9 protein-coding genes are annotated in these 14,418 nt (G+C 29.5%); 2 read left to right on the forward strand and 7 right to left on the reverse strand.

Annotation, left to right across the window (positions count from 1 at the left end):
• Positions 1 to 15 precede the first annotated feature (15 nt).
• From KEC93_RS21470 to wsfD, 3 genes are all read right to left on the reverse strand, one after another.
• Positions 16 to 870, reverse strand: a complete 855-nt coding sequence (locus KEC93_RS21470; RefSeq protein WP_077868595.1) for a diguanylate cyclase domain-containing protein — start codon at positions 868 to 870, stop codon at positions 16 to 18.
• Positions 871 to 1,858: 988 nt separating this feature from the next.
• Positions 1,859 to 2,752, reverse strand: coding sequence for an IS982 family transposase (locus KEC93_RS21475; protein ID WP_023977109.1), 894 nt, complete (start codon positions 2,750 to 2,752; stop codon positions 1,859 to 1,861).
• Positions 2,753 to 2,849: 97 nt separating this feature from the next.
• A complete protein-coding gene (wsfD, locus tag KEC93_RS21480) occupies positions 2,850 to 4,328 on the reverse strand; it encodes a glycan biosynthesis hexose transferase WsfD (RefSeq protein ID WP_077868930.1) in 1,479 nt (492 codons plus the stop codon).
• Between the two features lie 193 nt (positions 4,329 to 4,521).
• On the opposite strand from wsfD, the gene KEC93_RS21485 reads away from it, so the two are divergent.
• The gene (locus KEC93_RS21485) at positions 4,522 to 5,295 is read left to right on the forward strand and encodes an HAD family hydrolase (RefSeq protein WP_039769557.1); all 774 of its coding nucleotides are present in this window, start codon (positions 4,522 to 4,524) and stop codon (positions 5,293 to 5,295) included.
• Between the two features lie 426 nt (positions 5,296 to 5,721).
• Here KEC93_RS21485 and KEC93_RS21490 read toward each other — a convergent pair whose 3' ends face one another.
• On the reverse strand, positions 5,722 to 6,768 hold the full coding sequence (locus KEC93_RS21490) for a DNA polymerase IV (protein WP_077868931.1): 1,047 nt from the start codon (positions 6,766 to 6,768) through the stop codon (positions 5,722 to 5,724).
• Between the two features lie 838 nt (positions 6,769 to 7,606).
• Here KEC93_RS21490 and KEC93_RS21495 point away from each other — a divergent pair.
• Positions 7,607 to 8,038 carry a hypothetical protein gene (locus tag KEC93_RS21495; RefSeq protein WP_012060399.1) on the forward strand — a complete coding sequence of 144 codons (432 nt, stop codon included), beginning with the start codon at positions 7,607 to 7,609 and terminating at the stop codon, positions 8,036 to 8,038.
• 21 nt (positions 8,039 to 8,059) lie between these two features.
• Here the strand turns inward: KEC93_RS21495 and KEC93_RS21500 are convergent, their stop codons facing one another.
• From KEC93_RS21500 to KEC93_RS21510, 3 genes are all read right to left on the reverse strand, one after another.
• Complete coding sequence (locus KEC93_RS21500) at positions 8,060 to 10,645, reverse strand: calcium-translocating P-type ATPase, SERCA-type (RefSeq protein WP_017211353.1); 2,586 nt, start codon at positions 10,643 to 10,645, stop codon at positions 8,060 to 8,062.
• 681 nt (positions 10,646 to 11,326) lie between these two features.
• Positions 11,327 to 12,973 (reverse strand): putative manganese-dependent inorganic diphosphatase, encoded by a 1,647-nt coding sequence (locus KEC93_RS21505; RefSeq protein ID WP_012060402.1) that lies wholly within the window; start codon positions 12,971 to 12,973, stop codon positions 11,327 to 11,329.
• Between the two features lie 613 nt (positions 12,974 to 13,586).
• Complete coding sequence (locus KEC93_RS21510) at positions 13,587 to 14,354, reverse strand: flagellar basal-body rod protein FlgG (protein WP_077868932.1); 768 nt, start codon at positions 14,352 to 14,354, stop codon at positions 13,587 to 13,589.
• Between the last annotated feature and the right edge of the window lie 64 nt (positions 14,355 to 14,418).

Here is a 14,418-nt window from a genome sequence, read left to right on the forward strand (position 1 = left end):
TTATAAATAAAGCATTTATTCATGTATATCATATTCCAATTCCTTCTCTGCCAGTCTAATGAGCTCCAACGGATCTTTTATAGAATTATCAAAGGTATAACTACCAATTTGAATATCTAGCTTTACTTTTTTATAATGAGATCCTTTAGTAAAATCATATTTATTAATATTCTCTCTAAATCTCTCCTTTACAACTTTAGCTCCCCCCATATCAGTAATTGTCAAAAACCCAAAAGTCTTATCATCTATTATATATTTAATATCTTCCTCTCTTAAACTTTTTTCAAGAACTTGACTTGCCTGAATCAGCAAAAGCTTATACCCTTCTTTTCCTAATATACTTCTAAGTTTTTCTGCAAACTTAATCTTTACAATAAGTAAGGTAACAGGAATTTTATGTCTTGTGCTAAGCTTCATATATATTGGCAGCTCTATTAAAAGAGCTCTCTGATTTTTAATATTTGTTTCTTCATCTATCATGACTAATTCTGAATTTTCATTTATTAAACTTTCATTTTCTGTTTGAAGAGCAAAAATATTTCTTGAAACTAATGACATTAAAATAGCTGTACTTGGAATTAGAAAAATCCAGTAATATGAATAAAAATCAATATTTATATTTCCCCAGAAATTTAAATATAATTTGTAACTCATATAAATAAAATCGACTGCAAGAGTAACAACCAACGCCAGAGTAACATTAGTATAATAACTTACAAGAGCTATTATCATTACAACTTCGAGCATAATATAATTTTCAAAAGAATTTTCTAATTCAAAGATTTTATAGCTTAAACATAAAACAAAGAAATATGCTATAAGTATAGTTATTAGGATATCAACCTTTTTTCTTACATTAACTGGTTCCACATATCATTCCTCCAGTTCAAAACACTTGAAAGTGAATACAAAATCAAATTTTACTTATTGTTTCTTTCATATATAGATAATTCAACTAAGACCTGAACTTATGCATATAACTCGCCGAAATGAATAACATACTTTTGTTCCAGTTTCTAGGTAATTATGATGGGTGATTCTAAGGCCATAAAGTTGCACCCAAAGTGCTAGCCTCAAAGAACAAGCGCTCACAGAGAAAGTTCGAAGAACGGAATATAAAATGCCCACAGGGAAAGTTCTGCTTACCAAATGTAAAATTTGGAGCATCACTTTTCGATTCTCACTTTTTGAACTAGCACATTTGGAACAACTTATAGCCAAAGAATCACATCCATCAAAATTACCAATGAAACATTCCACAAAAGTATATTACTCATTTCTAGTTGAGATATATTTCATAGTATAAATCTAACTTATAATTGACTTATCTATATAGATAACACAAGTATGGATTAGACTTATACATATAGCCAACCGAAAGTAAAGACATTGTTGCTTCGCAGGACTATAAAAATTTCGCTGAAAGTGCTAAATTGCAGGTTGTCGCCACTCGTGCTTGCTCCCACTTTCAGTGTGACAAGCACAAGTGGAACAACCTACAATAAAGCACTTTTAACATCTCATTTTTAAATGCCTGCTGCGCAAAAATGTTTCTACTTTCTAGTATAGAATATATTTCAAAGTATAAATCAAACGCTAATTTTCAAATGTTTTCTCCATATTATGACCCTTGTGGTTACAAATATATTTATGATTTCTAGTAAAGATATGAGCTTAATAACTTAAACATATATGTTGTAAAAATGTTACAGGAATTTCAGCTACAATTGTGCATTGTAAATTGAAACATATATATCTATTTAACGTGAGTTCGAAAAGCTAGAATATTTTATGGGTAAATATGGTTATGAAAAAAAGCAAAAAAGTATCCTTGTAATCTTGTGGCTCGATATTCCAATTATTCCATAGTTAGATATTTGTCCAACTTAAGAGAAGGTTTCTTAGGAAGAAAACTATACGAAATCAATCCTGAAACTATATTAACCGCAAAATTAGTAAAACTTCTATGTCGATTATGCTCTATCTGACATATATTTTTTAGTTGGTCATTTATTGTTTCAATGATAGCTCTTTTCCTAAGAAGAATTTTATCCTCCATTAACATTAATTTATTTTTCATGTTTTTCTTTATCTTTGTTATAAGTTGAATACCTTTGGAATACAAAATATCGGAGATCTTTTTAGATAAATAACCTTTGTCACCAAAAAGTTTTCCAAATAAATCTTTTGCTAATATTTCTATAGTCTTAATTTCTCTATCATCTACATTTCCCGGAGTTAGATAAAAAGAGAGAATATCCCCTTTATCGTTAACAACAAGATGAAGCTTAAAACCATAAAACCAGCCTGTTGAACTTTTACCACGTTCTGCAATTCCTTTAAAAACCTTATGAGAGTGTATTCTTCTATTATGGCATACATTCAAAGTTGTAGAATCGATAAAAGAAATTCCTGTGCACTTGCCAGTTCTAAATTTCATCATGTATAATAGTAATGCAACTAATGATTGTTGCATTAATTCAACAAACCTATTGTAGCTCACAAGCTTAGGAAAATACGGTTTGAGAACAGTAGACACATGCTCAATATAGTATGATTTAAAAGTTCTGTAATTTGACAAATGAAAGTAGATAGTTATTGTCATAACTTCGCTTAATGATAAAGTTTTACTTTTAATCATTGCAAATTTGCGGTCGCTATTTTCCGTTAGGAAATGACTTTTACAGTAATTTTCAAATCCAATACAAAAATTGTCTACATCATAAAATATTTCTACTAATAAGTTTTGCATAAAATCCCATCCTTTGTTTTATTTATTTGGTCGCACTTATATAATAAAACATTTTGATGGGATTTTTTATCCCTTAAATTTTTCCATCGAACTCACGTTATTTATTAATTTTTGGTTTTATCTTAACTTGATGCTTTTGTAATTTTATAGATATAAAGTATATTAAGATTAAATCAAAACTCATATTATACATGAAAACATGTTTAGCTAAGTCTGCATCTCCTGCCCCTATAACAGATATTATAATTTGAGATATTCCAACTAAAAATATATAAAAATATGCCTCTTCTTTGAAAATCATAGTATCACAGTTGATTTTTCTCGCCTTTATGTATCTAACAGCTGAAGAATAAAAATACCCTATTATCACAATAATTGATAGTACAATATTTCCTGTAAATACTTTTTCTTTTACTGTGCTATATAATGCAAAAAAATATGATTTAGCCCCAAATTCTTTGTTTTCAGATTTCTCGTAATTCCCCATTGCATTAGGTCTTATGGAATATCCATTATCAAAAGCTATTTTTAACATTTTAAAAAATGCCCTTGGATTTGTAATATAATAAGAGATTATTTTTGTTGTAGTAAATTTTTTATAATAATCCTCTATAAGCTGTTTATCATATAAATTAACTAAAGTCACATCATCATAGAAAGTTGTATCTTTTAATAAGGAATACTGCTCATTTAAGTTAAAAAATTTCATAACTTCATCAGGGTCTTCTTCATATAATAAAATCCCTCTATTCATTGCATGATATCCATTAATATATTGAAAATCCCCAGTTATTTGCTTATAGAACAATATTGAACTTATCACAAATCCAATAGCTAAAACCATAGATAGCCCCTTAAATAATTTTTCCTTATTTTTAAATCCTATTCTAAGACATAATACTGCAATTAAAATACCAACTGGAGAAAGCTGCTGTTTTGAACCTAAAAATATAAAAGATGAGATTCCAAACAGCAATACATTTAGCTTGCTTAACTTATTGAATTCTGCCATATTTAATAAAATTCCTATGCTGAGCAGAAAGAAACTTATATTAATAGCTTCCCCATAAAAGGAATTATAATAAGCTAAATATGTTGTGTCACAAAATATAAAAATGGTTACTAACGTTATTATTAATTTATGTTTTTCTTCAGTAACTTGATTTATTAATACCTTTACAATTAAATAAATTCCAATTGCCTCTACAAATAAAAACATCCATGACATGAATCTTATATCTAAAATGAAATTTTTATTAATCATCTGGCTTATGTAAACTGCTATCTTAATAAAAATCCCCTGAGTTGATATAAAGTTTTTTTCTATATCATTATTGTATTTATAAATTCCATAATGCCTATAAAAATATCCATTATATAAATCACTATCATTGGGATTTAATTCATATACACCATTTGAACTTATCACTCTATAGAAATCCCCATTATCAGCCATGCCAATAATAGGTTTAATAAATAAAGTAAATATGCCTATTATTATTACTAGGAAAAAAGCTGCTAATGGATAATTGATATTTTTAAAAATACTGTTTTTTCTATTCAAAATATTTTTCATCTTTCTCCTTCATAAATAATAATTTGATTTTCCTTTACTTATAGGATGTGAAACAAGTTATAAATTATTCTTTAAAATGTAATCTATATGTACATATCTTCCATGGTAGAATCATCACCTTTATTAGTTCTTAAATATATGTTATCATTCTATATGTATATATTTTAAATTCGAAGCATTGGAAGGAGATTTTATGATTAAATTAGTTGTAACAGATATGGATGGAACTTTACTAGACGAGAATGGTCACTTACCAGATGGATTTACTGATATCTTGGACCGTTTAAGAGCAAAAAACATAAAACTTGTTGCTGCTAGCGGAAGACCTTATTATACGCTACAAACTAACTTTGGCCCTGTAGGAAGATATTTATCTTTTATTTGTGAAAATGGAGCTTTAGTTGTTGATAATAATGAGATAATTTATAAAAGTGTTTTAGCTAAAGATATGGTTCAAAATGTAATCAGTGAAGCTAAAAAAGTCAAAGCAAATGCATTAGTAGTATGCTCTCCAAATTGTGCATATATTGAAAATTATTCTGAAGAATATTTGACTGAAATAAAGAAATATTATACAACATTAGAAATTGTAGATGATTTAAGTAAAATTGATGATGATATAATTAAAATTAGTATTTGTAATTTGGAAGGCACTAATAATATAACTGACAGTGAATTAACCAATGATCTTAATATAGTTTCAACTGCAGCAATCTGGACTGACATTTCAAATAAAGGCGTTAACAAAGGCGTTGCTTTAAAGAGTCTTATGGATACTGATAATATATCAAAAGAAGAAACTATGGTATTCGGAGATTATTACAATGATATAGAAATGCTTGCTGAAGCTGAGTATAGCTTTGTCATGGAAAATGCTCCAGAAGACATGAAGCAATATGGTAAATACATAGCTGCAAGTAATGTAGAACATGGCGTTTTAAGAGCAATTCTTGAATATGCTCTTTAAGCACAATCGTAAGGCATTAGTATTGTGCAGAACTTAAAGTGAAGCGATAAACACCCGAAATAGAATACATATATGTATTCTATTTCTTTGTTTGGCTATCACTTTAAGTTATTTCACATATACCTTTGATTATTTCGCGCCTAGATAACGAGTGTAAAGTTAAACACTATCTTATATATTGTAGTATATGCCAGAAAGGAAGGTCATGCTTTTGTGGAAGTGTTGCATTGAATATTTAACCGCAGACATTTCCTTAGTAGAAGTTGTATTATTTTTGCTTGTCACGAGCTTGTCTCGGGAGCATGCAAAAATAGGACAACTTCTGCTATTGGAAATTCACGGTTAAATATTCTGGCAACCGGAACAAATGCATGACCTTCCTTTCGTTGTTTATATACCTAACTATAGCATCTAGCGCGAACTTCATTATAGCAAACTCATTTGCTGTACTTCTGTTTCTTTGAATGAAGATATGCTGACTCCAATAAGCCTTACTTCTTCTTTTAATTCCTCACTATCTAATAGTTCTTCTGCAACTTTATATATTTCAATCTGAGTACCAATATAATAATTTAATGTTTTACTTCTTGTATGATTTTCAAAATCCTTAGTTTTAAATTTAAGTGTTACAGTTTTTCCACTAACATTTTTTCTATTTAAAATCTCTTCAATTTCAAAAGAAAATTCTTTAATGTATTCTCTCAATTCTTCTTTATTTTTAGTATCGAATTTTAAAGTCCTTTCTTTTCCTATAGATTTCCTTTCACGAATTAACTCAACTTTTCTACCATCAATTCCTCTTATTCTATCGTATATCTCAATACCATTCTTGCCTAGATACTCTATATAAAATTCTTTAGGCATCTTATATAATTCTTCAATATAATATATCCCCATATTATTTAGCTTTGCTACTGATACTTTACCTAAACCATGAACCTTAGATATAGGAAGAGGAAATAATATATCAGGAATCATTTCCTTTCTTATTTCTTTAATTCCATTTGGTTTATTCCATTCTGAAGCAAGCTTTGCTAAGAATTTATTATAAGATATACCAATAGATAAAGTTAAACCAACTTCCTTAAATACTCTATTTTTAATATACCTTGCTGCTTCGATTCCATCTTTTATTTTTCCTTGAGACAAATCTAAGAAACCTTCATCAATGGATACAGGTTCGACTAGTGGAGTAACTTCATTAAATATTTCAAATATCTCCTGAGATACTTTAGCATACTTTCCATATCTCCCAGATACAAAGATTCCATTTGGACATTTCTCTCTAGCCATGAACATCGGCATAGCTGAATGAACGCCGTATTTTCTTGCTTCATAAGAGCAAGTTGATACTACTCCCCTTTCACTTATCCCGCCTACTATAACGGGCTTACCTTTAATATCTGGATTGTCTCTTTGCTCAACAGATGCAAAAAAAGCATCCATATCTACGTGCAATATTACATTATCCATTTTTATAAAATCACCTCTTTATGATTAACTAATTTTCAATATTTAATTGATCATGCATATAGATATCCAAATTTGAAACTAGATTTATGTGGTAACTTACCGAAATCATAAATATTTTGTTCCGAAAAGCTATGAAAATATCGCTGAAGGTTCTAAGCAGCAGGTTATATCCAATTTAGCATGCTCCAACTTTCAGTTTGACAAGCTAAATTGGAACAACCTAAAGCTAAGAACCTTTAACAGCTCATTTTCAAATGTTTTCTTCACAAATATATTTATGATTTCTAGTAACGATATGAGCTTAAAATTCTAGCAATTTTGTAAATCTGTTCATCTAATAAGTCGAATTCTTAAATTGGATACCTATATAGATAACCCGACTGAGACCTGAACTTATACATATAACTCGCCGAAATGAATAACATACTTTTGTTCCAGTTGGGATAATATTTCATGGTATTAAATCTAGTTTATCTATAAACAAATTGCACTCGTTTTCTTTATATAGCTTATAAAAAAATCTGTATATTATTATACAAAATAATCTATAAGTATTTTAACATACAAATCATCAGTTAATGAAACAATAATATATGGTATAAATCTTACGTTTATATTAATTGCTATACATATATATTGCAAAAATAATACTTCATCATAATTCTAGAAATGTTACAAGAATTTTAGCTGTAATTGTGAATTGTGAAATGTGCATTGTGAATTGCAACATATACATATTAAAAAGTTACCTAATTTTATTTGACATATGGTATAATAATAAAGTATTTTAAGTATAATAGCGTTATTAGCGATATTTTTATGTAAAGGAGTAATTATTATGGGTCTTAAAGAAAAAATAGGTAGTAAATTCAGTAACTATTTCCAAAATGCTTATATGGAAAAGTATGGTGACAGAATTACAAGCATATCTGGAACTGTTTTATCTGTAAAGCTTATTGAAAAAAGTTATGTTATCTTCAATAGATTAATGGTTGAAATGGTTATAAAGCCTGAAGTTGGGAAAAAAGTTGTTAAGTGTTGGTATAAAAAGAATAGATGGTTTAAGAAACCTGAATTTATTGCTGTAAAGCAGGGTAACAAAGTTATTGTTATGGGTGTTACAGGTGATAAGGATAGTAAGAAGGAAAATTCTCAAGAAGTTCAAATATTTAACCTATTAAATCTTACAACTAAGAAAGACTTAGTACCAATAGATCATAGCCAAATAAAAAAATCACGTCAACAAGCAAACAATATGATGAGAAGATAAAAAAAGGGCTAAGCCCTTTTTTTATTTTGTCTTTATTAATAAATATACACTGTTAATAAATGCTATTATCCCTGAAAAGAATAAGACTATAAGCCATTGATTAAGAGATAATGCTACTGTATGAAATACATTTTGTAAAAATGGTACATATAAAACTGAGCACATTAGTGATATAGATATTAAAACAGCTCCAACTAAATAAGGATTTGTAAATAATTTAATTTGGAATATGGAGTATCTTTCTGATCTACATTCAAATACGTGTATCAATTGAGATAAAACTAATGTACATAATGCTAAAGTTCGGCATGTTTCTAAATTCATTTTATAATATCTTCCTACCATAAATGATAGCAACGTACACAATCCTATTAATGTTCCTCTTATTACTATTTTTTCAACTAATCCTCTTGCAAATATACTTTCCTTTTTTTCTCTTGGAGATTGTCTCATTATATCTTGCTCTGGCGGATCAACTCCAAGTGCTATAGCTGGAAGACCATCTGTAGCTAGATTTACAAGTAATATTTGTATTGGGCTTAATGGATTAGGTAGATAGAATAAAGTTGCCAAAAACATTGTTAACACTTCTCCAAGGTTACAAGATAGTAAGTATCTTATAAATTTTCTTATGTTATCATATATTATTCTTCCTTCTTCTACAGCTGCAACTATAGTTGAGAAATTATCATCCATAAGAATCATAGATGATGCTTCCTTCGTTACATCTGTACCCGAAATTCCCATTGCAACTCCTATATCTGATTCCTTAATAGCAGGTGCATCATTTACACCATCGCCTGTCATTGCAACGATATTTCCTTTTTTCTTAAAAGCCCTTACAATTCTTAACTTATGGTTAGGTGAAACCCGCGCAAAAACTCTTACTTTTTTTATTCTTCCCTCTAATTCTAAATCACTTATAGCCTCAATTTCATCACCTGTCATTACCTGATCTGCTGTATTACATATATTCAAAGATTTTGCTATTGCAAGTGCAGTATTCTGATGATCTCCTGTTATCATTATAGGTTTTATTCCTGCAAGTTTGCATTTTAAAACTGCATCTCTAGCTTCTTCTCTTGGTGGATCAATACTTCCTGCTATACCTATAAAAATTAAATTCTGCTCTAACTTATCACTTTTTGTTAGATTATCTTCCTTATATGCTGCTGCTATACATCTAAGTGCTCTAGATGACATTGCTGTAATAAAATCACTAACTTGCTTTTTCTTTTGATATGTGAATGGTTTTATTTTGTTATTCTCTAGTATAAATTCACATCTATCTATTACTCTTTCAGGAGCTCCCTTAACGTAACATGTTTCATTTGCTCCCTCCTTAGCGCCTTCCTTGATTATAACCGACATCATCTTTCTATTTGAATCAAATGGTATATCATATATCCTATTTGCATCATTTATAAAATCTTCTAAATCATTAACATCATTGAAAAACATATTTATTAGTGCAGTTTCTGTTGGATCACCATGAAGTGCTTCACTCATTTTTTTCTTTGTAAAATCATAATTACAGTCATTACAATATACAAGAGCTTTCATGAACTTTGTATAATTACTTAGCTTTTCTTTTTCAAGTTCATGAATTCTGCCATTTAAATATACCTCTTTTACAGTCATCTTATTTTGAGTTAATGTTCCTGTCTTATCAGAACATATTACAGATGTACATCCAAGTGTCTCTACAGCTGGAAGTTTTCTTACGAGTGCATTTTTCTTAAGCATTCTAGACACACCTAGAGCCAGTGAAACAGTAACAATAGCAGCTAAACCTTCTGGAATTGCAGCAACTGCTAAGCTAACGCCAAGTAAGAACATCTCTGTTATATCATTTCCTCTAATTATTCCCATTGCAGTAACAATTGCACATATCACAAGGCAAATTACAACTAGTACTTTCCCTAGAGAGTCTAATCTTTTATTTAAAGGGGATTTTTCTTCTTCAATATTTTGAATTAGGTCTGCAATCTTCCCCATTTCGGTGTTCATTCCTATACAATCAACTTTAAATAATCCTTTTCCTTTTACTACAGTAGTTCCCATAAATCCTTCGTTATTCTTCTTTGTCTTTTTACCATCAGCTTTATATGGATTGGCTTCTTTGTTTACACCAACTGACTCACCTGTTAATAGTGATTCATCAACGACTACTGATGAACTTTCTATAAAGAATCCGTCAGCAGGTATCCTATCTCCAGCCTCCAAAATAACAATATCCCCTATTGTTAAGTAGATAGAATTTATAATCTGTATACTTGAATCCCTCAAAACTTTACATGTAGGTGCCGCTAATTCTTTCAACGCTTCTAAAGATTTCTCTGTTTTAAATTCTTGGACAAATCCTAGTATTGCATTAATAACTATTATTATAAGTATTGTAATGGCATCTGCCTTATCTCCAATTATCCCGGAAATTATAGTAGATGCAATTAACACCCAAACAATGAAGTCATTAAATTGAGATAGAAATATTTTGAATGCTGATGCTTTATTATGGTGCTTCAATTCATTAAGTCCAAAGTTCTTAATCCTCTTTTCCGCTTCCTTAGTGCTAAGACCAGATGTCAACTCTTTTTCCTGTACCACAACTTTTCCTCCTAAATATAGAACTTTATATAATATATATATTTTCCATTACAAAAGTTATGCACCTAAAAAAAAGAAAAGTGCGTAAGCACTTATAAATTCTTTTCACATTTAAAAATAAAAGTGCTAATGCACTTATAAATTCCTATCACCTAAAAAAAAAAAAGTGCGTAAGCACTTATAAAGTCTTTCCACACAAAAAAGAAAAGTACTGTGGTTCTTACTAATCCTTTTCACATTAAATAAAAATATTCTGGAGCATACTAAATATACAAATAAATATCAGAACCTCAATCCACCATATTGATTCCTAAGTATTTCACACCTAGATACCGAATCAAAAGTAAAACATATATTTTTAATTATTGTATTCACCAGAAAGGAAGGTCTTGCTTTTGTGGAAGTGTTGCATTGAGTATTTAGCTGTAGATATTTCCTTAGTAGAAGTTGTTCCGTTTATTGCTTGTCACGAGCTTGCCTCGGGAACATGCAGAAATGGGTACAACTTCTACTGTTAGAAATTCACAGCTAAATCCTCAGTAACGCGAACAAATGCATGACCTTCATTTCGGTATTTACATATGTAACTTTAAGCTTACTTTAGGTATCTAGCTCATAATACCTTTATTGTTTAAAAAAAAGAAAAAATCCCCTAAAGGATTTTTTCTTTTTAAAAATTATCTATTTCATTGAGTTAACTACATTTGTAAGTGGTGGTATTACCTGTTTCTTTCTTGATAGAACCCCTGGTAAAAATGCCATTGAATCTACTAATTGAATATTAAATGTCTTTTCAACATAATCATGTCTTTCACCAGCAACTAGAACTTGTGAACCTTCTTTTAATATATCTGTTAAAAGTAACATTACTACAGCATAACCTTTGCTATCTGCTTCGCTCTTCATGTAACTTAACATTTCATCTTTTAATGGCATAAATCCATCGATGTCCATTGTGTTTACTTGAGCTACTCCAACTCTTGATTCTCCCATATTAAAAGGCTTAAAGTCTTGATTAAATATTTGAGATACAGTCTTTCCTTTTAAGGAAGTTCCAGCTTTAAACATCTCTTTTGCAAATTCTTCTAAACTTGAAATACCAGCTATTTCAGCCAACTTATGACATATGTCTTTATCTTGTTCTGTACAAGTTGGACTCTTGAATAATAAAGTATCTGAAATTATTGCACCACATAATAATCCAGCAACTTCTTTAGGTGGTGTTATATTACGTTCAAAAAAGCTTTTTCCAACTATAGTTGAAGAGCTTCCTAGTGGTTCATTTCTAAAGAATATAGGGTTACTTGTTTGTATATCAGCAACTCTATGGTGATCTATAATTTCAAGTACTTCAGCATCTTCTAATCCATCAACTGATTGGCCTCTTTCATTATGATCTACTTGAATAACTTTTTTCTTATGCTTTGAAATAAGGTGATATCTTGAGACTGTTCCTATTACTCTTCCATCTTCATCAGTTACAGGATAACTGTGATATCTAGTTTCAGCCATAACATCTTTGATATCATCAACTAAATCGTCTTTAGAAAATGATATTAAATCTTTAGTAGCCATAACATGACTTACAGGTATACTTTGAATTAATAATCTTGAAGCTGTGAAAGAATCATGAGGTGTACTTATTATAGTAACTCCTTTTTCTCTAGCTTTAGAAAGTAAATTCTCAGCAAGCTTATGTGCTCCTGTAATTATTATTAATGATGTATTAATATCAATTAAAGCTTCTTGTACATCTGGTCTATCTCCTACAATAGCAATATCATCTTTATCTACAATTTCTTTTAAACTATCTGGCTGCATTGCTGTAACTGCAATTTTTCCAGGGAATGTTTTGCAATTTTCATTTATATATACACTAGTAGCAGAAAGCGTATCTAATATATTTTCAATTGATGTATTACTTTTTCCTAATATATTATTATCCCATATATCCATAAATGATGAAGTTAAGTTTGAAATCGAAAGAATTCCCACTAATCTACTATCATTTCCAACTACAGGTAGTGATTTCAAATGATTGTCTCTCATTATATTCCATGCTGCTTTTAAAGAAATATTAGAAGTTATAGGTCCAATTGTATCAATATCTAAATCTTCTACTTTTAATCTAACTGTTTCTAAAAGTCTTGGAGCCTTAACACCAAAATGATCTAATATAAATTGTGTTTCTGCATTTACATTTCCTAATCTCACAGGTATAGCCGGAATATTACCAGTCTTATTTTTAAACTCTGCGTAACCATATGCAGCACAAATAGAGTCTGAATCAGGATTTTTATGTCCAGTTACGTAAACTACATTTTCCAAAATAATTCCTCCTAAATTTTTTGTTTTACTTTAGTACATTAGGCACATAAAATAATGAATTTGCTATTTTCATGTGCCTTATATATAGATAACCAACTAAGACCTGAACTTATGCATATAACTCACCGAAATGAATAACATACTTTTGTTCCAGTTTCTAGGTAATTATGATGGGTGATTCTAAGGCTATAAAGTTGCACTCAAAGTGCTAGCCTCAAAGAACAAGCTGTGAACTAGCACATTTGGAACAACTTATAGCCAAAGAATCACATCCATCAAAATTACCAATGAAACATTCCACAAAAATATATTACCCATTTCTAGTTGGGATATATTTCATAGTATAAATCTAACTTATAATTGGCTTATATATAAATTGACATATTAGAACAAGTATATTACTTAATTCACACATATTTATTTTACTTATAAAGTTAATTATTGTAAAGCGTTAATTGTATTTACAATATTATTTACAAAAAAATACTCTGTGAATAACTTTCTGCAAATTAAAAAAATTAGATATACTTGTTGAATATATTGGAAATTATACTCTTCCTCTTCAGCAAACATATATCTAATTTATCTAAAACTCATATTATTATTATTTTAATTATCTCATATTATTTATCATACTCCAAAGATCATCCGCTGTAGTTACAGCCTTTGAACTAAGTTGAAAAGCTCTTTGTGTAAGTACTATATCTGAAAATGTTTCTCCTGCATCTACATTTGAACCTTCTAACATACCTTGTTCTATATTATAGTTACTACTTAGTGCAACCTGTGCATCTGAGCTTGGAACAAAATAACTGTTTCCAATAGGTATAAAGCTCTTATCACCTATAGCTGTAAAGACAGGAATTGTACCTATTTTAGTTGTTTGTCCATCAACTTCCATAGATATTCCTCCATCTTTATCTATAGACATCTTCTCCCTATCTAAAGCTGGATTTCCCTCTGAAAATCCATTCTCATATTGAACATAAACTTTAGTTCCATTTGAGTCTACTAAAGCTCCATTCGAATCTATTTTAAAATTACCATCTCTAGTATATACTATGCTTCCATCTTCCTTTGAAAGTGCAAAATATCCTTTTCCATCTATAGCAAGATCTGTTTTTTGACCTGTTGTTAAGAGATTCCCTTGTTTGTTATTAGCATAATTTACTCCTAATTTAACTCCAGTTCCAGTAATCGCCTTTTTTTCCACAAGTGGTGTTCCTCTTCTATCAAGTGATTCAGTTAACAAATCTTTAAAGTTAACATCTGTACTCTTATAACCTGTTGTTGAAATATTAACTAGGTCATTAGAAAGATAATCTAGCTTCTCTTGATACGCATTCATTCCACTCTTTGCTGTAGCAAAAATATTAAACATAATTTTCCTCCTTTACATTAGGCAAAATCAATAAATTTCTCTTAACCACTTTAAACATTTTATT

It is taken from the genome of Clostridium beijerinckii (assembly GCF_018223745.1).
Classification (GTDB): Bacteria; Bacillota; Clostridia; order Clostridiales; family Clostridiaceae; genus Clostridium; species Clostridium beijerinckii.